General features: G+C 38.2%; 17 protein-coding genes and 1 pseudogene. 10 read left to right on the top strand and 8 right to left on the bottom strand.

Annotation, left to right across the window (positions count from 1 at the left end):
- Nucleotide 1: 1 nt before the first annotated feature.
- The 3 genes and pseudogenes from IPM47_07905 to IPM47_07915 all read right to left on the bottom strand — a co-directional run bounded on the left by IPM47_07905 (nt 2) and on the right by IPM47_07915 (nt 5,265).
- The gene (locus IPM47_07905) at nt 2-2,314 is read right to left on the bottom strand and encodes an N-6 DNA methylase (GenBank protein ID QQS31418.1); all 2,313 of its coding nucleotides are present in this window, start codon (nt 2,312-2,314) and stop codon (nt 2-4) included.
- 327 nt (nt 2,315-2,641) lie between these two features.
- Nucleotides 2,642-4,216: pseudogene (locus IPM47_07910) on the bottom strand (type II restriction endonuclease).
- A gap of 347 nt (nt 4,217-4,563) precedes the next feature.
- Nucleotides 4,564-5,265: a hypothetical protein gene (locus IPM47_07915; protein QQS30838.1), complete on the bottom strand. Its 702-nt coding sequence runs from the start codon at nt 5,263-5,265 to the stop codon at nt 4,564-4,566.
- A 448-nt stretch (nt 5,266-5,713) separates the two neighbouring features.
- On the opposite strand from IPM47_07915, the gene IPM47_07920 reads away from it, so the two are divergent.
- The 3 genes from IPM47_07920 to IPM47_07930 are packed head-to-tail and all read left to right on the top strand — an operon-like array spanning nt 5,714 to nt 7,630.
- Nucleotides 5,714-6,073: a CoA-binding protein gene (locus IPM47_07920; GenBank protein QQS30839.1), complete on the top strand. Its 360-nt coding sequence runs from the start codon at nt 5,714-5,716 to the stop codon at nt 6,071-6,073.
- Between the two features lie 46 nt (nt 6,074-6,119).
- Nucleotides 6,120-6,671, top strand: a complete 552-nt coding sequence (locus IPM47_07925; GenBank protein QQS30840.1) for a CPBP family intramembrane metalloprotease — start codon at nt 6,120-6,122, stop codon at nt 6,669-6,671.
- Between the two features lie 23 nt (nt 6,672-6,694).
- Nucleotides 6,695-7,630: a hypothetical protein gene (locus tag IPM47_07930; GenBank protein ID QQS30841.1), complete on the top strand. Its 936-nt coding sequence runs from the start codon at nt 6,695-6,697 to the stop codon at nt 7,628-7,630.
- 197 nt (nt 7,631-7,827) lie between these two features.
- Here the strand turns inward: IPM47_07930 and IPM47_07935 are convergent, their stop codons facing one another.
- The 3 genes from IPM47_07935 to IPM47_07945 all read right to left on the bottom strand — a co-directional run bounded on the left by IPM47_07935 (nt 7,828) and on the right by IPM47_07945 (nt 11,136).
- Nucleotides 7,828-8,616, bottom strand: coding sequence for a hypothetical protein (locus IPM47_07935; protein ID QQS30842.1), 789 nt, complete (start codon nt 8,614-8,616; stop codon nt 7,828-7,830).
- Between the two features lie 19 nt (nt 8,617-8,635).
- Nucleotides 8,636-9,307, bottom strand: a complete 672-nt coding sequence (locus tag IPM47_07940; protein ID QQS30843.1) for a sigma-70 family RNA polymerase sigma factor — start codon at nt 9,305-9,307, stop codon at nt 8,636-8,638.
- A gap of 116 nt (nt 9,308-9,423) precedes the next feature.
- A complete protein-coding gene (locus IPM47_07945) occupies nt 9,424-11,136 on the bottom strand; it encodes a VWA domain-containing protein (protein ID QQS30844.1) in 1,713 nt (570 codons plus the stop codon).
- 200 nt (nt 11,137-11,336) lie between these two features.
- On the opposite strand from IPM47_07945, the gene IPM47_07950 reads away from it, so the two are divergent.
- The 5 genes from IPM47_07950 to IPM47_07970 all read left to right on the top strand — a co-directional run bounded on the left by IPM47_07950 (nt 11,337) and on the right by IPM47_07970 (nt 16,790).
- Nucleotides 11,337-12,077: an SAM-dependent methyltransferase gene (locus IPM47_07950; protein ID QQS30845.1), complete on the top strand. Its 741-nt coding sequence runs from the start codon at nt 11,337-11,339 to the stop codon at nt 12,075-12,077.
- Nucleotides 12,078-12,346: 269 nt separating this feature from the next.
- Nucleotides 12,347-13,030 carry a YceI family protein gene (locus tag IPM47_07955; protein QQS30846.1) on the top strand — a complete coding sequence of 228 codons (684 nt, stop codon included), beginning with the start codon at nt 12,347-12,349 and terminating at the stop codon, nt 13,028-13,030.
- A 226-nt stretch (nt 13,031-13,256) separates the two neighbouring features.
- Nucleotides 13,257-15,479 (top strand): ATP-dependent helicase, encoded by a 2,223-nt coding sequence (locus tag IPM47_07960; protein ID QQS30847.1) that lies wholly within the window; start codon nt 13,257-13,259, stop codon nt 15,477-15,479.
- Nucleotides 15,480-15,513: 34 nt separating this feature from the next.
- Nucleotides 15,514-15,738 (top strand): hypothetical protein, encoded by a 225-nt coding sequence (locus tag IPM47_07965; GenBank protein ID QQS30848.1) that lies wholly within the window; start codon nt 15,514-15,516, stop codon nt 15,736-15,738.
- Nucleotides 15,739-15,911: 173 nt separating this feature from the next.
- Nucleotides 15,912-16,790 carry a hypothetical protein gene (locus IPM47_07970; GenBank protein ID QQS30849.1) on the top strand — a complete coding sequence of 293 codons (879 nt, stop codon included), beginning with the start codon at nt 15,912-15,914 and terminating at the stop codon, nt 16,788-16,790.
- A 42-nt stretch (nt 16,791-16,832) separates the two neighbouring features.
- On the opposite strand, the gene IPM47_07975 is transcribed toward IPM47_07970, so the two are convergent.
- A complete protein-coding gene (locus tag IPM47_07975; GenBank protein ID QQS30850.1) occupies nt 16,833-17,690 on the bottom strand; it encodes a helix-turn-helix domain-containing protein in 858 nt (285 codons plus the stop codon).
- 293 nt (nt 17,691-17,983) lie between these two features.
- On the opposite strand from IPM47_07975, the gene IPM47_07980 reads away from it, so the two are divergent.
- Both IPM47_07980 and IPM47_07985 read left to right on the top strand, forming a co-directional pair.
- Nucleotides 17,984-18,724, top strand: a complete 741-nt coding sequence (locus IPM47_07980) for a transglycosylase SLT domain-containing protein (GenBank protein ID QQS30851.1) — start codon at nt 17,984-17,986, stop codon at nt 18,722-18,724.
- Nucleotides 18,725-18,891: 167 nt separating this feature from the next.
- Complete coding sequence (locus tag IPM47_07985; GenBank protein QQS30852.1) at nt 18,892-19,830, top strand: UDP-3-O-(3-hydroxymyristoyl)glucosamine N-acyltransferase; 939 nt, start codon at nt 18,892-18,894, stop codon at nt 19,828-19,830.
- Nucleotides 19,831-19,907: 77 nt separating this feature from the next.
- On the opposite strand, the gene sppA is transcribed toward IPM47_07985, so the two are convergent.
- Nucleotides 19,908-21,683: a signal peptide peptidase SppA gene (gene sppA / locus IPM47_07990; protein ID QQS30853.1), complete on the bottom strand. Its 1,776-nt coding sequence runs from the start codon at nt 21,681-21,683 to the stop codon at nt 19,908-19,910.
- Nucleotides 21,684-21,713: the final 30 nt, after the last annotated feature.

The following is a 21,713-nucleotide window of genomic DNA, read 5'->3' on the forward strand; positions in this document are numbered from 1 at the left end:
CCTAATTTCCTTCAATGATTTTAATTTCTTCTTCCGTCAATTCATAAAGCTCATAAATCATTTTGTCCAAATTGGTTTCAAATTCAGTTGTGTCTGCTTCGGCATCACTTGATTTTGTTTTTATGATTTTCTCGATTATTTCTTTTACTGAATTACCGTCCTTAAATGCTCTGCAAGGAAAAAGTTTACAGTTTTCAATTAGGATTTTTTGAAACAGTTCTTTTTCAATATCCAAGAATAAATACTTGTGATAGAAATTCATCAACTTGCTATTTAGCAAAGCTGTTAGTTCAAAAACAGTAATATCAGATTTGGGAATTATAGAAAAACCAATTTGAGTAAAATAAAGTGGCTTATCTGTATAACCTGCATAAATTTTCGGTGGTTTACCTGAAACGATTTGGCGAACAATTACCCTTGGTTCGGTAAAAAACCTTTCTTCTCTTGGTGCACCAAGCCAAGTGCCGTATTTGATGTAACCGTTTTCCTTTTCGTCAACGTAATAGGGAACAATATTTTCACCCTTGATAAGCGGTTTGTATTCATCAGATAATTTCACATCTGAATGAAACTCTTTGTTTTCAATTAGTTCTTTTGAATGTCCTTTGTATTTGTCGTATGGTGTAATTCCAAGCGTAAAATCAGCTATTTCTTCTAATCGCTTCCCCTTGCCGTGAATTTTCGTTAATGGTTTTAGTATTTCATCAGAAATGTAAATATTGAATTTTGGCTCATCATAGATTTCCCAAGATTTTTTAGGAACTAAGTATTTTAATGTTTCATCAAGTTCGGTTACTTTATCGTCTTTCTTGTAAGCCAAAGTTTGGCAAATTTCAAATTCGCCCTTTTTCTTAAATTCAATAATTACTGTTTCAACTGCTGCATCTTCAAAAACTTTCTCTGGAAGTTTTACTATTCCGTAAATCTCATTCTTTATTAGGTTTCTTAGATTTTGATATGATGAACCCATCAATATAGAATTTGGAATGATGAATGAGAAATAACCTTCTGATTTTAGGAGCGAAAATGCCTTTTCTACAAATGTTGAGTATAAGTTTACACGGTTTGACGATGTTGGATAATGTGCAAAAATGAACTTAACAAGGTTATTATCTAATTCCTTTAAATCAACATAAGGCGGATTTCCAATTACTACATCAAAGCCCACAAAATCGCCATCATCATTCAGCACTTCGGGAAATTCAAAACGCCATTCAAAAGCATTTTCAAAAATCTTGTTGGCTTTTATTGCTGAAATTTCGGTTTCAAGTTTTTTAGTTTCTTCTGTTAGTTGTGTTACTTTTTTGTTCCAATCGGCTTTTTCGTTTTTGCTCATTTCAAACAATTGCCCCTGATGGGTTAGTTGAAACAACTCGCCTTGTAGTTTGCGTAGCTTCTTTACCTTTGGGTCGTTCTGTGATATTTCACTTCTGAAATCCGATTTTATGTCGGCAATCAACCGTTCCATTTCTCTTTTCTGTTCTTTGTTTTCGGCGTTTCGGTACGTGTCAACGGCTAACCGGTAGCTTTCAATTGTCCATTTGCTTTTTTTCAGGGCTTGCTTCAGGTCGGCATCAATGGCAAAACGGCTCACCAAAGAGTTTCCGCATTTGATGTTGATGTCAATGTTTGGAAGTGTTTCTAATTCTGTTGCGTTCTTGTAATAGGCGTTTTTCAAAAGTTCAATCCATAAACGCAAACGGCAAATTTTTACGGAGTTGGAATTGATGTCCACACCGAAAAGGCAGTTTTCAATAATGGTTTGCTTTTCGTGGAAAAGCGTTTCCTGTATGCGTTGGCTTTCTTTGTTGCTTGGGTTGTATTCAAAAAGTTCGCCTTCTTCGTCTGTTACAATCAGTTCATCATTGACCACTTCCACCTGATATTCTTTCAGGCGTTTGCCGTCGCGGTCTTGAAGAATTTTCAAGTCATTTTTAACGGCAATCATTTCATTGAGTGCCGAAACCAAAAAGTGTCCCGAACCCACGGCAGGATCGCAAATTTTGATGCTGTTTATTATATCATTTGCTTGTTGACGGGTAAAAAGTCGCCCTTCTCCAATTTGCTCATATACATCATCGAGTGTTTTGAACACCTCCGGCAAGTCCCCTCTCGAGAGGGGATTTAGGGGTGTGTTATATATGTGTTTGTTCCCCGATAAAGGATTTAGTGGCGTATCATCATATTTAAATGAGGACAAATCGTTTTTTTCAAATCCTTCAATGTAGCTTTTTATTGTGTTTAGTGTTTGCTCTAAATGTTTATAGATGTCAGTATCTGAAAATCTCAACACATTTAATCCTAATTCATTCAGCCTGCATTCTTTTACAAAGTCTTTTTGTTGTGTTTCTTCCCAATTGTGTGTTGCTCCATCAATTTCAATGACTAATTTCAGTTCATGGCAAAAAAAGTCTGCAATGTAATTGTCTAAAGGTTTTTGCCTCTGAAAATCATATTTACCCTCAAATTTTCCTTTGAGTTCTTTCCATAGAATGATTTCTGATTTAGTGCTATTGTTTCTAATTTCGCGGGCAAGTTCTTTTAATGCGGGATTGTAAGGGATGATTTGTCTTTTTGACACACCCCCGGCCCCTCTCAAGAGGGGAGGCTCATCCTTGGACCCTTTCAAGAGGGGAGAAGCGGCTTCATTGAATTTCTGCACAACGGCTTTTCGGATGGTTTCACGGCACATATACATTGTGATGAAACCGGGAGTGAAAAACGAGCCGTCTTTGTAGCCGTTGATTTTCTCGAAAATCAAACCGAGAACCGAAGCGTTGATGAGTGTTTTGTTGTCTTCCTGAATATCTTCGCCCCCTTCGGCTCCAAAGTCGTAAGCATCTAAAAACTCAAACAGGTATTGAAGCGTAGAAATATGGCCTGACCGTTTTTTGCCTTGCCGGTCTTTGAGCACGGTTTGCGAAAAAATCGGAATGGTTTTATCGTCTTTGAGGTTGCTGATAAACAAAGTAACCTGCTCAAGCTCGGTCGGCTCGAAAAGTGATGAATTGAGATAAGGTACATTCTCAAAAGTCTTTTTTACATCTTCGTTTCGCTCTTCATGTTTGCGTGCCAGTACCTGAAAAAACAAGGTGTTCAGGTCGTCGTATTCTTTAATTTTGTCAATATGAAGAAATTTGTATTCAGACACTCCCACAGCCCCTCTCAGTAGGTGGGATTTGTGGTAGGTAATGAGTTGGGCTTCCAACAATTTCAAAAACAAAATTCGGTTCATCCAGGTAATACTCAGTTCAAGGGCAACATTAAAAAGCCGTTCCTGTTGTGAGTTGCCAAATTGGTTGGGTTTCTCCAATCGGCTCAATTTATCTAAGCTGTCCAATTGAATAATGGTATCTTCAAGGATAGTTCCTGTGTGCCGTTCACCTGCTTTGTTTCGTTCAATCAGTTTTTTGCTTCCTTCTTTGGTTTCGGTCAGTCCGATTATGTGCAACAACTCGCTGTAAAATCGTTTGTCAAGGCTGTTGCTGTCGTTGGTAAACGGAAGTTTTAAGAGATGTTCCGGCGAAAGCACTTTGAATAAAGCAATCAGTGAATTATCATCTGCTTTGTCGGCATTGCGCAATGGTTTTTGAAAGTCCTGAATATTGAAATAGGTAAATTCAATTTCAGAAGTAATGTTTTCAATAAACGGCTCGGCAATTTGTTTGTAAAAAAAATCCGTTTTGGTGTCTGCCAAACGCCCACCTTCAAAATCGTTGAATTGCTTTACAAAGTCTTTGTTTTGGGCAAAAAGCCGGTCAAACAGGGTGGCATTAAAAATAAACCACTCATTGATATTGGTCGCCACCAAATGTTTTACTTCAAGATTTTTGTGGGTAATTCTTTCACGTAAGTAATACAACACCAATTCCTGAAATGCTTTTACATTCAGTTTTTTAGTGGAAATCATCTCGGCTTTGTTGGTCGGCTTTTTAGCTTCGAGAATTACGCCAACTGTCGAGTTTGCATTTTGTCCATTATGAATAACAAGGTCGTTTCGTCCTTTGGTATTTATAAAAAGGTTTGGGTCGTAATAGGTCTTCTTTAAAAAGTCAGAAACCAAGTTTTTATGAAACTCTTCGCTCTCCGTGTCATTTGTCCTGTCGAGTAAAGTAATGAGATTGGTCTTGAACCCTTCAATTTCAGTCCTGTTCGGTTTTACTTTTAAAAAGGCTTTGTTCAGCGCCTTTCTTGGCTTCAATTCTTTTAAATCCATTTAAAATTTAATTTCCTTTTCAGTCGGTTAAGATATGTTTTTCAATTGGAACTAGATCAGTTCGTTGGTAAAAAAGCGGCTCATTTGCAAACTTGGGTCATGGGTCGGATGATATGAGGGGTAAAACCAAATGTGCCGTTTTGTTTGGTTGACTTTTCGGGTCATTTTTAGGTCTGTTTAAAATTGCTTTGTACAGTCTTTGTAGGGTTGCAGCCAACAACCATCTGACCGATAGTTTATGGCAGTAAAGATAATAAAGATTGATGGCAATATTTTGTATTTAACCGGAAGTAAACCCCTCAAAAAGTTGCGAATCCGGCGATACCATTGGCACCGGAATTTGTGGATTAGCTCAATTCACCTTCTACCCGGACGTTTTTAATCTGAAGGTATTTTTCAATTTCCTGCTCAATATATTGTGCCTGCACCGGTCTTTTTAATCCGTGCAAAATGCGTATAGACTGATCCGACTTAGTAATCAGTTTGACCTCATAAGCATATTGAGGCTGCTGGTTTACTCTGCCTGCAACATACTGTGCCGTGTAGAGTTGTTTGATGTCAAGGGCATTTACCTCTCTGTTTTTGAAAAAAGGCACCCAGATTGGCTTATGGCGGATGGTCACGCGCTGTTTGGTTACACTGATTTCGGTGGTGTTAAATCGCAAAGCGATTAAGTAGTAGGTAAGGCCAATTGCAACGCTCAGATGGATGCTGATAAACAACAGGATAATCCATTGTCCAGTTAAGATGGCAACCACTACAAACAACATCACTACGCTGTTCCAGATAGCGGTAAACAACAGCAGGAATTTGTTAAATGCACTGCTCCATTTAATATAAAGAGTCAGTTCGCTGGCAAGATGCAAGACATCAATGCCGTCAGGCATGTCAATTTCTGTCCGCTCTTTGACCGGTTCTGCCGATGGTAAATGTTTTTCAAAACTAAACACACAGCCACATTGAGTACATTTGGCTATCGCTTTTTCAATATTGATATTGACTGCTGCAACCGGAGCGCCGCATTGTTCACAAGCAAGTTTAAGAATCATGGCTTTTTTTGGTGGTTTTGAAATGAAAAAGAAAATGTCGTTGGTTGCATTGAGTTCGGACAAAGTTAGTTCAGAATTTTAAAATACCTTGTTTTGGCGTATTGTATTTGTACAATGAACGGTTTACCTGCTTTGAGGTTGGTAAGTATTCAACTACGCATTAACGGGCTTTAACCAATTCCTGACAAATCATACAAAGCTGCATCACCCATTCAGACAAGGTAGAACCTCAACGATTTCCAACTGTTTATATGGCTGTATATCATTTGCTGAATATGACCGGGATGTACCGAAAGTTCAAGGTAATTGTGGCGGGTATTCTTTAATCCGTATGAACTTAGTATTCAGTTTGACATTTTCGGGATTAATATCATAAAGAACAGATATAAACCATGCGAATGGAATCACTTCAAATTGCGCTTTGTATTCTTGTAAAACGCTATTGCTTATGAAAAGAACCTTGGTACTTGGGGCCTCTACGCATGAATACCGGTATGCCAATATCGCCATTCGCCGTCTTTTACAACATGGGCACGAAGTGATACCGATTGGCATTGAACATGGAAGTATAGAGGGGCTTGAAATCATCATTGGGCAACCTCCGTTAGAAAAAGTGGACACGGTAACCATTTACCTGAACCCTGTCAAACAAAAAGAATATTACCAATACCTGATTTCCCTGAAACCGAAACGCATTATTTTCAATCCGGGTGCAGAAAATCCGGAATTGGTTCAACTTGCACAAAAAAACGGAATAGAAACGGAAGAAGCCTGTACTTTAGTCCTGCTATCCATTCATCAATATTAAACCGGATTTTGTTACCACAAACAAACTGCCCCTATCCCAACAAGTCATGACACTAAACAGGCGGACTTTTTTCTTTTTATCACTCGCCACTTTGGTCGGGTTTTCTGCTTTAGGAATGGCGGTGATCTGGATATTTTCATTGCCCTCTCTGAACGACTTGTTGTTTAAAACAGCACTTAAATGGCAATTGATATACGGCACAGGCTATGGGGTTTCGCTGGCACTCATTGCCATCTCCGTGGCAGAGTCAAAGGCTTTGGAAGAAAGCACACGTTTTTTCAAAGGGTTTATTCAAAACTCTGACATCAAATATCTGGATGCCTTTTTTGCTTCAGTTTGTGCAGGAATAGGTGAGGAGATGTTTTTCAGGGGAGCCTTGCAACCTTTTTTAGGGATATGGTTGACTGCCATCATATTTGTTGCCATACATGGGTATCTTTCCCTGAAAGACATGGGCATTTTTCTGTACGGATTGCTTATGGTCTTTATGACCGCAGGGTTTGGATATTTTACCAACTGGTTGGGCATTATTTCTGCCATGATTGCACATGCAGTTTTCGATGCCATCATTTTTTGGCACCTGTTGAGAACAAGGTAATCCCGCTAATTTTAAACAAAAGTATGCAGCCTGTTCAATACCTCACCAGCCATCAAATTGATTATGTTCGTTGGGATCAATGTATTGCCAATGCCGGCAACAGTTTACCCTATGCTTATTCGTGGTATCTTGACATCATCTCACCCGGTTGGGGAGCTTTGGTTCTGAGAAATTACGAAGCAGTTATGCCCTTGACCCAAAAACGAAAATATGGCATTTCTTATTTGTACAAACCAATCTGGGCGCAGCAATTGGGAGTGTTTAGTGCAGAAATTCCCGGTTTGGATCTGGTTAAACAATTTATACAGTCCATCCCCGCAAAGTTCAAATACGTTATTTATACATTGAACGAAGCCAATCAAGCAGATCAGTTGATTTCCGGTATTTCGGTAAGTTCAAGAACCAATCATCTGTTACCCCTCAACTCACCCTACGAGCTACTTTACCGGTCATTTAACCAAAATGTGCGGCGTAACCTGAAAACTGCCCTTTCTCAGGGCTATTTTATACAATCTAATATTGCACCCCGGTCAATTATTGACCTCTATCAGTCAACTGCAGGTTTACGCCTCACCGAAATTAGGGATTCCCATTACCGGCAAATGGAGCGTTTGATGTTTCAAAGCATCCATCACCGTGCCGGGGAGCTGATAGGAGTTTTCAATAATGCAAACCAACTCCACGCTGCCGGGTTTTTTCTCCGGACACCCAACCGAATCATCAACCTGTTTCCCGCCACACATCCACAAGGAAGAGAAAAAGGAGCGATGTTTTACCTGATCAATTACCTGATTGAACAAAACGCTCAAACCGGGTTAACATTAGATTTTGAAGGCTCGACAAGCAAAAGTGTTTCTCAGTTTTACCGCAGTTTTGGTGCAAAGCCTGTTACATATCCTCAAATCTACCGGAATACCCTCCCTTGGCCATTCCGGTATTTAAAAAGCCGGGCAAGATAAGTCCTGAATAATACCAACTATGATTTAATTTTGAACCATCAATTACTGACATGCATCTTTAAACTTTCCTCCTCGGAGGAGTTAGGGGTGGGTTTTATTAGATAGTGAAGTGGCATAAAAAAGCAGCCTGCACCCGAATAAAATAGATGAGGCTGCCCTACACTTGATTGGAGTGTTTAGAACGTAAATATTTTAAATCACAGGGATTTCAAAATTTGCTGCGCTTCTTTTTTGCGGTCATGTACCGACTGATTGGCAATTTTTCCTAAAAGTTTTTTGGCACTTTGGTGGTCGTTATCTTTCAAATAAGCTAAGGCAATATACCATTGTGCCTGTTCCTGATAGGGGTTGTCTGAATCTGCGACAGGTTGTAAATACTGAATCGACTCTTTGGGCTGTTGATTGGCCAAACGGGCAATACCGGCATAAAAACGGTAGGTAGATTGATCTGCTGGGTTCAGTTGAATCAGTTGGTCGAATGTAGCAGCCGCGCGGCCAAAATCCTGATTTTCATAATACTTCATGGCATCCGTTTCGGCATGGGCAATGGCGGTGGTGTCATCCACACCTCTGACGGTTAGGGTATTGTCATAAGGGGTAAAATGTTTAGCAAACAGTTGCTCAGGGGTTGGTTGGTTAAACAACACAAAATAAGCACCGACAACAAGCAACAAGATGGCAGCTACAGCCAAAAACGGCCGCATTCGTTGAGTAAATGAAATAGTTTTGGGAGGTGCAGTGTTCTCTTCCACTGTTTCATTACTTTCAACTTCCAGTTCTTCTGCAATCCGATCGAGTTTCTTTTTCAGAGTTTCGCGATGAGCATAAATCTGAATCAGAGCGTTTACCTCTCGTTGTAACTGCACTTCATCTTTTAGTTCTTCGTTCTGTTCAATTTCCACTTCAAATTTTGCAGCCTCTTCGGGCGGCAATAACCCTTTCAGGTAAAGTTGGATTTGTTCTTGTAGTTGTTCATTTAAACGCATGACTTTTAATTTTTCTGGGTTAAGCAAATCTGAATTCAGACAACAATTGCCGTATTTGCGGCCGCTCTGTCAACAACTCTTTCAAATGATTGCTGCATTTTAGTTTTTTGTTTCTTGCGTTTTGCGCATTTTTAAAACCCATTAGTTCAGCAATTTCCTCCATTGGCAGGCTTTCATAGATAGACAGCAGCAGAATTCTCTTACACTCTTCACCAATCAGGGACAAAACACTGAGTATTATGTTTGATTTTTCGTGTGTAACCATTGCTTCGTGTGCATGTTCTTCAACTTGTTCCCCTTCATCTGCTATGCTCTTTTCATAAGCCATGCGATACGAATCTCGCTTTAACCTGTTGAGCCACATATTCCGGGCAATGGCATTCAAATAAGTACCTGTATTGCTTTCTCCCTTGAATTTCCCTGATTTTATCTGCTCGTAAAAAGCGGTCAACGCATCGTGAAATACGTCTTTGGCTTCTTCGCGGCTGCCATTGTTTGTAGTTACATACTTGACAATGGACGGGAAATGCAGTTTGTACAGGTATTTTAAACAACTGTCTTCGGCTTTTCCGCCTTCTAAAATTCCTCTGATGAGCTCTTCATCTGAATACGTTTTTTTGGTTGAAAGTATCATAATTGTCTGTTCGTTGGTTAGTGTAATGAAAAGGGCAGATGTAACCGGTTTTCTCACTTTTCGAGGACAATTTAGCTACTTTTTAATAGTTATACTAAAAAAGCGCAACGTTCAGGCTTTGTATGCTCTCATGTTGCGCTTTTTTATTCAATTTAACAGGTAGGAATACCACCCTATTTTTGGAGTGCTTTTGCTTTTAACACAAGTTCGATAAACTCTTTGCGATACCCTTCTGAGTCTGAGCCTTGGCCTTGTTTGGCCATTTCTAAAACAGAATCATAAGAAGCAGTACCGGCGTATTTAGACTGCCGAAGGAGCATTCCAAATGAGGCTACTGAAGCAGCAAAGGTAAAATTGTCTGAATATTGCCCCACTCCGGTCGTGTTAACGGATCTTTCAATCAACAGGCTTTGGTCTTGCTGTGGTGGTTTATACCTTAGTTTTACAGTCATCAGTTCATTACTGTTCAGTGCTGAAGGTTTAATTTCAGCTTGCTGATATTTAAGTGGATCAACTTCTGCAGTTACAGGTTCATTGCTTTTGGTCGGGGTAAGTTCGTACAAAGCGGTTACAGTATGTCCCGCTCCTAATTCTCCGGCATCTTTCGTGTCATCGTTAAAATCCCGGGCTGCTAAAATCCGGTTTTCATATCCTATCAGGCGGTATTTTGCAATACGTGCGGGGTTAAATTCTACCTGAATTTTAACATCTTTGGCAATAGTCAGCAAAGTAGCGCCAAGTTCGGTTACCAAAACCTTGCGAGCTTCGGCAATATTGTCAATATAAGCGTAATTGCCATTTCCCTTGTCGGCAAGCAACTCAAGTTTAGAGTCTTTGTAGTTGCCCATTCCAAATCCTAAGGTCGTCAGGTAAACACCCGATTTGCGATTTTCCTCTATTATTCGGGTCAGTTCACCGTCAGAGGAGGCACCAACATTAAAGTCGCCGTCTGTAGCCAAAATAACGCGGTTGTTTGATCCGGTTTTAAATTGTTGCTTAGCAATCTTATAAGCTAACTGAATACCCTCACCACCGGCTGTGGATCCGCCTGCCTTTAGTTGGTCAAGTGCTGATAATATTACTTCTTTTTGATTGCCCGGTGTTGGTTCGAGCACCACGCCGGCTGCCCCTGCATAAACAACCATCGCCACCATATCCTGAGGACGCAATTGTTCGACCAATAAACTGAAAGCCTGTTTGAGCAGCACTATTTTATTGACTTGTTCCATTGAACCGGAAACATCTATTAAAAATGTCAGCCGGTTTGGGGGTAAATCGGTCATATCAATCTTTTTTCCTTGTATTCCGACAAGTGCTAAATAGTTGCCGCTATTCCAGGGACATTCACCAATCTCAATTTTCATCGAAAAAGGGTCGTTCCCATTTGGTTGAGGATAGCTGTAAGTGAAATAGTTAATCATTTCCTCAATCCGCACAGCATCCGCAGGAGGCATTATTCCCTCATTGAGATACCTCCGGATATTGCTGTAGGATGCCCTGTCCACATCTATACTAAAAGTTGAGAGGGGTGATTCAACAACATTATTAAAATCATTTTCGGGCAAATAATTGTAATCCTCTGTATTAAATTCTTCGTCTTCATTTTCTTTTCCTGAAGATGGAACAGCATCTCTCAATACAGAGTTATCATGTTCGTTTATACTTATTCCTTTATACAGCTTTCTTTCAGATTGAGCCGGTACAGTTAACTTGGCATTGTTTTTATCGTACAATTCAACAGGCTGTGGTTTATAATTTGTCTGTTGTTGATTTATCAGATAATCAGAGCGGTAATTTTCCTGTTGTGTGCGTTTGTTGGTACATCCGGCTGTAAACAGCAAAGTAAAAATAATAAGCAGTACTGCAAAAATTGGTTTTGATTGCATGGTATTGGTTTTAAATAGTGATATATAGAAATAGAGGTCCTTAAATTTTTCAGCACTAAGAAATAAAGGAATGTTTTATCCGATATTTGCCTGTATCTATGTGATATATCTTCTATGATGCGATTTTCTTTGGAGGATGTGTCTGAACTATCAATTATTTTATTGATTTGCCAATTTTATCAAAAAAATCAAATCCAAAGATGCCCAAGCTGACAGAACAACTTTTTGAAAAAGGAAAGCTTTATCTGATACCCAACACATTGGGCAGCAGGAATATGGAGACTATACCGGATTATGTTCAGAAGATTGCCTTACAATTAAACGTGTTTATTGTTGAAAATACCAAGGAAGCAAAAAGATTTTTGGTTTATCTGGGTATCAAAGAAACCGGCAGGCAGATAGAAGATCTTACTTTTTTAGAGTTGAATAAACATGCCGGAGAAAAAGAATTTTCAAGTTATCTGAAAGCCACAGAAAAGGGAATCAATATTGGGCTAATTTCGGATGCCGGATGCCCTGCCGTTGCCGATCCGGGCGGCATCATTGTTCAGTGGGCGCACGAAAAAGGTATTGAAGTAATTCCTTTAGTAGGGCCTTCTTCCATGTTGTTGGCTTTAATGGCATCCGGTATGAACGGACAGAATTTCGCCTTTACAGGTTACTTGCCAATTCAGCAAGCTCAGCGTATTCAAAAAATTAGAAGTTTGGAACATCGTATTTTATCAGAAAATCAAACACAGGTGTTTATTGAAACCCCTTATCGGAACCAAAGTCTTTTTACCGATTTAATCAACACTTGTAAATCCCATCTTCGTTTATGTATTGCTGCCAACCTGACTTTACCTGATCAGTGTATAAAAACACAAACCATCGGCAACTGGAAAAAAGCTCCATTACCGGACCTACATAAAATTCCTGCAGTGTTTGTCCTTGGCATCTGAGAATTTTCTGAATTTTTGCCTGAATCAATTATGCCGGAGTAGAATTGGACAGATTTGAATTTGCTTATAAATTTAACAGGGTTAACCCATCTCTTCTTAATTTTATATAATCTTTTAGGTAAAACTGAAAAAGGCTTCCTCGTTTCTTACCTCTGAGAAAGTTGCAACAATTTTTATCTTTAATGTAGTGGCAGAGCAACACAGGTTAAACTTAAACTCGGTTTTATTGTTCTAACATCTAATTTTTTATAAACCAAATAAATACACAAATGAAATATCCATTAGCTCACTTAGTTCTTCTAAGCATTGTTTTGATAACAATATCCTGTGCCCAAGCACCTGATGCACCCAAAGCTACAGCCACGGAGCCTCAGCAAACCAATTCTCAGACTACAAGTGGACAGGCCGTATGGTCGGTAGATGTACAGCAAAGCAATGTGTTATGGGTAGGAACCAAACCTACTGGTCGTCATAACGGAAGTTTTAACATCAAAGAAGGAAAAGCAATTGTGGCAAACGGACAGTTAACCGGTGGGAATTTTATCATTGACCTCAGCACAATTACTGTTTTAGACGAAGGTATGAATGAAGATAGCCGGGCGAAACTGACAAATCACCTCAAAGATGCTGACTTTTTTGAAATCAGCCAGTTTCCTACATCTCAATTTGATATCACTACTGTTCAACCCATCGCTGAAGGTCAGGCCACTACTCAAAACAATGAACCGGCCCCGACTCACAATATTACCGGAAATCTAACTCTTAAAGGCATTACAAAAAGTATCAGTTTTCCTGCTACTGTTTCGCTAAGCGAAGCCGGCTTGATGGCAAAAGCAAATTTTAATATTGACAGAAGTAATTGGGGAATCACTTATCGAAACGACCAATCTCTTGGCGACCGATTTATTCGACCGGAAGTCAACATCAGCATCAATCTTTTTGCAAAACCTTAAAAAAATCCGGATAACATTACCTCCGCATTACATTTGATTTGAATTTTTAAAAATTATTTGAATATAAACTTAAGCCGTTGCTCGTGCAACGGCTTTTTTATTTAATAAAGTTTTCAAAATTGGGGGGTAAAAACAGCAATAAAATGCTACATTCTTTCCAATATTTGTACCTTTATGTACTATCTCCTGTAAATTTGAGGTAACAGTATTGTTAAAGCCTGATTTCATGAACGAAAACCCGTCAGATAAAGAAAAGATACTTCAGTTTTTGCAGTCAATCAATTTTAATTACCAATCCGATTCGACTGCAGACTCAACAATACTGACTGAATTTAGTACAGACAACCCTTATGGTGTTGGTCATAAAGCTGATTTGGATAATCTAAAAATTGACGATTATTCTGTTGTTCCTTTTGACAATGACGTAAATCTTAGAATGGAAAGGCTTCAAAAAATAGCCGAAAGCATAGAAAGCAGAGTCATTCATCCTAAACCTGATGAACAAACAGAAAAAGTAGGTATAACCTACAAAATTGACTACCGCAACAGCCTTAATTCCAACCAATATCTGGCGGCAACAACAATTAAAGGACCTTTGTTGGTCATAGCTGGAGCCGGTAGTGGTAAAACCCGGACGGTTGTTTACAGAACTGCCTTCCTTCTTGAAAGTGGAATCCCCCCTGAACAAATCCTGTTGCTAACCTTTACCCGAAAAGCTGCAAATGAAATCGTGGCACGGACAGCCCAATTGTTAAAAAACAACAGTGCCGATAAAATCACAAGAGGCACTTATCACGCATTTGCCAACCATACACTAAGGTATTATTCCAAAATGTTGAGTTTGCCTCCAAACTTTACCATCATTGATACCGCAGATTCGGAAGATGTAATTGACCTTATTCGTCAGGAAATGAATTTTGTAAAAAAACATCAGGCGTTTCCTAAGAAAAGCCGGATACAAACCATCATTTCCAAAGCCAGGAATTGCAATCTGCCTATTGAAGACATACTCAGGCAGGAATATACTGCATTGCTTGAGTTTAATTCAGAACTTAACCTGCTTAATTTGGCCTACCAGCAGTATAAACTGGCAAATAAACTGTTTGATTATGACGATCTGATGGATGTGTTGCGGGATTCCTTGAGAGACAATATTCCTTTTAGACGAATTATGCAGAAAAATTACCGTTATCTGATGGTGGATGAATTTCAGGACACAAATGTAGTTCAAAAAGAAATCCTCGATTTTATAGCACAGGGCAGCCGCAACATCATGGTAGTAGGTGATGATGCGCAAAGTATCTATGCTTTTAGAGGTGCCAATTTTGAAAACATTCTAACATTTCCTGCAACTTATCCCGATTGTAAAGTGGTAAAAATTGAACAAAACTATCGAAGCACACAGGAACTGCTCAATTTTACCAATGCAATTGCAAATAATGCGAAACTTGGGTATAAAAAATCATTGTATTCAAACAACGAAACCCCTTTAAAACCAATAGTTGCCAAATTTTATGACCAGCAGGCTGAAGCTGAATTTATAGTAGATAAAATACTGGAAATTCGGGAAAAAGGAATTCCCTTAAATGATATAGCAGTTATTTATCGCGCCTCATTTCATGGAAACTTTGTTCAAACTGAACTCCTGAAACGAAGCATTGCTTATGTAGTTGTCGGTGGTATTAAGTTTACTGAGCGACGACATATTAAAGACATGATAGCATATCTTCGAATTGTACTCAATCCTTTTGATGCTGTTGCATGGAACCGCATACTAAAATTAGTACCTGGAATTGGTTTAGTTACAGCCTCCAAAATTTTACAACACATTCAGCAACAAAATGGAAAAATAGACTTTGAGTCTATGGAGAATAGAAAATTTGGAAACGACCTGTTACACTTGCAACATGCTCTCAATCAGGCACAAAGCCCTGAAATTACAGTTGCTACAAAAATTGAGGTTCTGAAAAACTATTACGCGCCTATTCTAAAATCTATTGAAGATGATTTTGATATCCGGCTTCAGGATATTGATGTACTTTACACACTTGCCTGCCGATATGAAACCATTGAACGATTTTTGTCTGATTTTGCTCTTGACCCCCCTTCAACAAAATTTCAAGACCAAAACAGGCCATTAATTGACGAATCAGAAGACAAACCCCTTACATTAACGACTGTACATTCTGCTAAAGGATTGGAATGGCATAGTGTTTTCATTCCTAATTTGCTTGATGGATTATTCCCATCAGTTAGAGCACTTAAAAATATTGATCAATTGGAAGAAGAACGCCGGTTGTTTTATGTGGCAGCAAGCCGTGCTAAAGAACAACTTTATCTCACTATGCCCGGTTTTTTCAACAGTTGGGATCAATACTATACGATGCCAAGCAGATTCATTGCTGAAATTGCAAAGCAAAATTTCCAGATTTGGAAAAATGCAGACTAAAAATTATGTTTAATGACCCATTAAATCGTAACTTATGAAACGCAAAAAAACAAAAAAAACAGCCCCTGAGCTGGAAACGCCAAAAGCTGAAGAAAAGAATCCGGATTCTCAAAACAAAGAAGAAGACACAAATACCAATGAAATAGATCCGGAATACCTGGAAATTCTAATGTCATATACTGAAGAAGACCTGGAAGCTATGGATATGGATCCGGATGAAGCTGAAAACCGATATACCGGTTACGAGATGGAGGAATAGGATGCTATTATTTTTATTTTGGTGAAAAATCATTTGATTAGGATACAAAGCATGATTTATTCTTAGCTTTGTAAAATAATATCCTGTATCTTGGACTCTTAAATTGAATTTATTGCTTCGAAAAATCACCCGTGAAAGATTTCAAATTAAATCTTAAGTATAAAAACATACCTATGAAATCAGTAGTTAAACTTCTGGTCATTGCTTGTTTAAGCATATCTATTAACAGTACTTTTGCACAATCCCTTTCACCACAAGTGGTGGCATCCGGAGGGGGATATGGAACAGGAGGGGGTTATACTTTATCATATACCGTTGGAGAGCCGGTTATTGCTACACTAAGCGGTGGCAGCAATATCTTAACTCAGGGTTTTCATCAACCGGATTTGCAAACAATTGTAAAATTACTTGCAAAAGTGTATTTACAAGGTGCTTACAACGGAAGCAATATGAATACAACTTTACAAACCCCTCCATCAGTATTTCCGCTTAATCAACCATATAGTGGTAGTCCATGGAATTATAATGGACTGGAGAATATAGCAACTATTCCTGCAAATGCAGTTGATTGGTTGTATATTGAGTTGCGCGATAACTTGTTTAATCCTGTTTCTGGAGGCAAAAGAGCGGTCTTGCTGCTTTCTGATGGTAGTTTAAGGGATTCAGATGGAACACCAGGAGCCACCTTTATCGGAACTGTTCCGGGAAATTATTATCTCATAGTCCGGCATCGAAATCATTTGGCTGTAATGAGTGCTTCGCAGATAAGTTTACCCAATTTTAGTGAGTATGATTTTACGATTGCTTCGAATCAGGCATTTGGACCCAATCAACAAAAACCCTTGCAAGGAGGAGTTTTTGGATTATACGGTGGTGAGTTCAATTCAGATGGGGTTATATCTGTAGCTGATTTTAATTTTTTAGTCGCACAAAGTGGCACAAATGTTTATAATGACGGGGATGCCAATTTAGACAAACAAATTACAGTAGCAGACTTTAATTTATATCAGCCGAATGCCAGTATAATAGGAATACAGCAAATCAGATACTAACAGATTTTTTTAGTCATTCTTATTTGAAATTGGCGAGTCTTTTTAAGACTCGCCAATTTTGTTTTTAAGATCATTGATTTGATTCTGCAAATCATTTACCAACGTTGCAAGATTGTGAAAATTGGTCTCAACATCCGGCATTTCTTTACTAATATAGGATTTAGCGTGCCAGACTTCTTTGATATCAGAGGCATTCAAAAAATAAGATTTATATGCCTTGTTGTCAGAACTCATCAGCAAACTTCCGTTGGTAGAAATGTGGTTAAATACTCTTTTGAAAATAATGCCTTCAGAAGCGGATAGAATAATATAAGGTTGTCCGTTTTTAATTTCCTGAATATTTTCTACATATTCTCCAATTACAATAGTTCCAGGGGTCAAAGGCAACATAGAATCGCCTTTAATTTCAAAAGCCCTGTAAGTCCCGCTTGGTAAAAAAGGCAATCTGAATTTGGGAAGAGTTTCCATATATTTCGGATCTGTATAACCCTGAAGATATCCGGCAGAAGCCTTCTCCGGTACCAGTTCAATATTTTCATCCCCATCCATCCCAACGGTTAAAGCTAATATTTTAATTTTATCTATGCCCGATGATGGTGGCAAAGTAACAGTTTTGGGGGCTTGGATATCCGTTCCGAAAATTGAGTTATCAGCAGTGTCAGACAAATTCTCGCGCAATAAACGGTCGGTAGAAATATTAAAATGCTCTGAAATTTTTAGCAGGGTCTTATTCGTGGGTTTAGCTCTGCCTTCTTCATAAGCTCCAACTGAGGAACGTTTAATCCCGAGCAGTTCTGCAAACTCTTCTTGGGTGAGTTTTCGCTGAACTCTTAAAAACTTGATGTTAAGATGAATGATGTCGCGTTCTTTAGATTTTTTTAATCCTCTTGTTTTTTTCATGGTACAGGTTTTTTAAAGTACTCAAATAAAAAGTTTTAGGTTTTTGAAGCAGGGGCAGTTATAAACATAAACAGTTGAAAATCAAAATCGCTAATTATTTTTGCAAAAAAAGATAAAAAAATTTGCAGAAACAAATTTGAGTAGTATATTTGCCAAAAATATTAGTTCATCAAAGATTTTCGGATGTAAAATTACTAATAAAATGTTATTCGGCAACTTTTTAACTAATATTATTAATTTTTTTTCAAAAAATATAGCTTCTATTGTTTAACTCATTATAAAAAATCATTGACATGAAATCAGCAAACAATCCATCATCTTTTGGCGAAAGAACAATCACCCTAAATTTACACACAATTATTTTGATTGCTTTGGCCGTTTTGCTAACTAATCTGGTGAATTACGCTTTAACTGGAAAACCCAACAATGTAGAGTTTGAATATGTAGATAAAGGGCTTCCGGTAAACGGCTTGTATTTATTAGAGTTAGCAACTCCTTATCTGCAAGATGTAGTTGCATTTGAAAGTGCCGTAAAAAAAGTTTCCGGAAAATTAGATGTCCCACCTGAATGGCTAATGTCGGTCATGTATTCTGAATCAAAATTTGATGCCGGCATTGCCAATCATCGAGGCAGTGGTGCTGTAGGTTTGATTCAATGGATGCCGGCTACAGCTAAAGATTTTGGTACAACCACAGCAGAAATCAGAAAAATGAACCATGTTCAGCAACTCAATTATGTTTACAAGTATTTAAACAGAGTCAGGACTAAATATCGCGATTTTGAAACGCTTACGGATTTGTATTTAGCCATTCTTTATCCGCGGGCTTTGGAAGGAGATTTTTGCTATGCTTTATATGCTACTCCATCAACGGCATACAAACAAAACTCAGGATTAGACGAAAATGAAGACGGAATTGTAACTGTAAAAGATATTGATTCGAGGATGAAACGAATATTCCCAACTGCCTATATGCTTGATAAGCATGGCAACTCCGGACATGATAGGAACTTATCCTTTGCAGGGTACAAATAATTAAATGATTTTTAGAGTAAAAAGCTTTTTCATACATTCAATATAGTTTAGAACACTTTTTCCCCCGAAACAAACTATTTGTTGTTTCGGGGTTTTTTATGTCTGTCGGGTAGTACGGCTAATAGCTATGAAATTATTACTATCTTTGTGTTTTAAACAAGTAATAGATGAAATTCAAAGAATTAGTATCAGTTGAATCACTAATAGACTTGACTTCTGCCCGGTTGATTGAAACCAATCATACTCATATTGATGGAATTAATGAAATTCACAAAGTTACACCCGGAGATATCACCTTTGTTGATCATCCAAAATACTATTCGAAGGCGTTAGAATCAGATGCATGGGTAGTATTGATTAATCAAACTGACGCACCAAACCCCAATAAAAAAACTATATTATATACCGACGACCCTTTTAATGCTTACAATACCCTTGTCAGGTATTTCAGCCCCTTTGAGCCGATGTTAAAATTAAATGGGAATGCGCTTATTGGAGAAAATACTATTATAATGCACGGGGCAATTGTTGGAAACAATGTAACAATTGGTAGCAACTGTCTGATTTACCCTAATGTTGTCATTTATCCAAATTCACATATTGGCAATAATGTCATTATACATGCCAATACGGTTATAGGTTCTGATGCTTTTTACTTCAAACGGCGGGCAAATGGATACGATAAAATGTATTCATGTGGTCGTGTAATAATTGAAGACAATGTGGAAATTGGGGCATGTTGTACTATTGATATAGGAGTTTCCGGGGATACTATAATCGGTAAAGGCACCAAATTTGACAATCATATTCATGTCGGACATGGAGCTGTTATCGGTGAGAACTGTTTATTTGCAGCTCAAGTTGGTATTGGAGGGAAAACTCATATTGAAAATAATGTATCCCTTTGGGGGCAGGTTGGGGTATCAAAAACGTTAACTATCGGAGCAGGTGCTTCAGTATTGGCACAATCGGGAGTGGCTCACTCACTGGAAGGCGGAAAAACCTATTTTGGTTCTCCGGCAATTGAATCCCGTACTATGATGAGACAAATCGGAATGTTGAAACAATTAACTGCGGCATGGGAAAAAGTTAAAAAGCTGCTTTAGAGTTACAGGATTCAAGTTTGAAATACAAAAAAAAAGCTGTCTTTGGGACAGCCTTTTTTTTGTCTGAAGTTAACAGGTTAATATATTTCTATATCAAAGGGAATACGGCATTGTACTCCTTGCATGTTTTGCACTTCTTTCAGCATTTGAATATAGCGATAATTCTCGCCAAGTTCTTTTTTAAGTATATTTTGGCTTGACTGATTTGTAAAGCTTTTCATGATTTTATCAAAAGCATTCTCTTTTGCAGGATAGGCAGTTGTACGGTAATCATCTTCGTTTAAATTTGCCATATTGGCTGCCAATTCAACTGCATCTTCGATGCCACCTATTACATCTACAAGGCCTTTTTCTTTTGCCTGTGTTCCGGTCCAGATCCGACCTTGTGCTACTTCATGAACCGCTTCTTTGTTCATACCTCGCCCATCAGAAACACGGGTTAAAAAATCATCGTATATTCTATCTACTCCCTTTTGAATAATTGATTTTTCTTCGTCAGTAATTGATCTGCTCAAAATTGCAGAGTTTGGGAAATTAGAGAATTTAGTAGTTTTTACGGTGTCAAATGTAATTCCCAATTTGCTGTCATAAAACTTATCGCCTTCGGCAAGCAGGCCAAAAACTCCAATGCTGCCTGTGATAGTGTTTTGACCTGCCATGATTGTATCTGCCATACAGGAAATATAGTAACCACCTGATGCTGCAACATCTGCCATAGAGGCTACAATCGGTATGCCTTTTTCTTTTGCCAACTTGAGTTCGCGCCAGATAATATCTGAAGCTAAAGCACTTCCACCTCCTGAATTGACTCGCAAAACTATGGCTTTTACGTTTTCGTCCGTCCGTACTTTCTGAATGATTTTTACGTAATCTTCAGAGGCTATATTGTTTTCATCACCTTTGCCATCCTGAATTCCTCCTTCAGCATAAATGATTGCGACTTTATTTTTTTTATAATCCTTTTTTGAAGCTTCGACGGTTTTAGTGTATTTGTCTAATCCTACAAAACTGATTTTTTCATCAGTTTTAAGCCCCAATTTATCTCGAAGTTGGTTTTGAACTTGATCTATATAACTCAGTTCATCCACTATGCCATTAAGTTTTGCGTCTTCAGCATTCTGAACTTTCAAATTATTGATAATATCGTGTAACTGAGATTCACTCATTTTTCTTGACGGAGCAACTTGTTTTAAATAGGATGAATAAAAACCGTTTATTACTTCTCTTAACTGGGTTCGGTTGTATTCACTCATTTTATTGTAACGGAAAGGCTCAGTAGCACTTTTAAAATTACCGGCATAAAAAACTTCAGGCTCAATTCCAAGGCGATCCAAAGCGTTTTTGAAAAAAGTCAGTTCAATGCTGAAACCTTGTAGTGCTACAATGCCTTGGGGATTTAGATAAATTACATCCGCTACTGATGCCAGATAGTATGCCTTTTGGGTCATTGTTTCGCCATAAGCGATGATAAATTTATCAGTTTCTTTAAATTCAGTTAATTTGTTCCTGATTTCTTCTAAAATACCAAAACCGGTTTGGGTTGCGCTTAGATTTAGAAATATACCTTTGATGTTGTCATCAGTCTTGGCATTTTCTAATGCGTCCAATATATCATTTAGTCCTAAATTTGAATTCACTTCAAACGAACCGGGTGTGAAGAAGAAATTTTCAGACTTGGTTCTATCCGGTATTTCATAGTTCAACGTTAATTCCAACACTGAATTAGGTTTAATTTTTTCAGTTTTGCTCCTTGAAGCTACTCCTACTATTCCGGCAAAAATTATAAAAAATAAAAAGAAAAACAGAAACAACCCCAACAAACTTGCCAAGGTGAACTTAAAAAACTGACGCATATTAATTGCTATTTAAATTGGTTAATTTTT

Source organism: Sphingobacteriales bacterium (genome assembly GCA_016700115.1).
Taxonomy (GTDB): domain Bacteria; phylum Bacteroidota; class Bacteroidia; order Chitinophagales; family UBA2359; genus UBA2359.

What these genes read in the sequence shown, in the direction of transcription:
- IPM47_07950 (QQS30845.1), top strand. Translation starts at nt 11,337, where the DNA reads ATGCCCAAGCTGACAGAACAACTTTTTGAAAAAGGAAAGCTTTATCTG.
- IPM47_07915 (QQS30838.1), bottom strand. Translation starts at nt 5,265, where the DNA reads ATGATTCTTAAACTTGCTTGTGAACAATGCGGCGCTCCGGTTGCAGCA.
- sppA (QQS30853.1), bottom strand. Translation starts at nt 21,683, where the DNA reads ATGCGTCAGTTTTTTAAGTTCACCTTGGCAAGTTTGTTGGGGTTGTTT.
- IPM47_07955 (QQS30846.1), top strand. Translation starts at nt 12,347, where the DNA reads ATGAAATATCCATTAGCTCACTTAGTTCTTCTAAGCATTGTTTTGATA.
- IPM47_07985 (QQS30852.1), top strand. Translation starts at nt 18,892, where the DNA reads ATGAAATTCAAAGAATTAGTATCAGTTGAATCACTAATAGACTTGACT.
- IPM47_07970 (QQS30849.1), top strand. Translation starts at nt 15,912, where the DNA reads ATGAAATCAGTAGTTAAACTTCTGGTCATTGCTTGTTTAAGCATATCT.
- IPM47_07960 (QQS30847.1), top strand. Translation starts at nt 13,257, where the DNA reads ATGAACGAAAACCCGTCAGATAAAGAAAAGATACTTCAGTTTTTGCAG.
- IPM47_07945 (QQS30844.1), bottom strand. Translation starts at nt 11,136, where the DNA reads ATGCAATCAAAACCAATTTTTGCAGTACTGCTTATTATTTTTACTTTG.
- IPM47_07925 (QQS30840.1), top strand. Translation starts at nt 6,120, where the DNA reads ATGACACTAAACAGGCGGACTTTTTTCTTTTTATCACTCGCCACTTTG.
- IPM47_07975 (QQS30850.1), bottom strand. Translation starts at nt 17,690, where the DNA reads ATGAAAAAAACAAGAGGATTAAAAAAATCTAAAGAACGCGACATCATT.
- IPM47_07980 (QQS30851.1), top strand. Translation starts at nt 17,984, where the DNA reads ATGAAATCAGCAAACAATCCATCATCTTTTGGCGAAAGAACAATCACC.
- IPM47_07930 (QQS30841.1), top strand. Translation starts at nt 6,695, where the DNA reads ATGCAGCCTGTTCAATACCTCACCAGCCATCAAATTGATTATGTTCGT.
- IPM47_07935 (QQS30842.1), bottom strand. Translation starts at nt 8,616, where the DNA reads ATGCGTTTAAATGAACAACTACAAGAACAAATCCAACTTTACCTGAAA.
- IPM47_07965 (QQS30848.1), top strand. Translation starts at nt 15,514, where the DNA reads ATGAAACGCAAAAAAACAAAAAAAACAGCCCCTGAGCTGGAAACGCCA.
- IPM47_07920 (QQS30839.1), top strand. Translation starts at nt 5,714, where the DNA reads ATGAAAAGAACCTTGGTACTTGGGGCCTCTACGCATGAATACCGGTAT.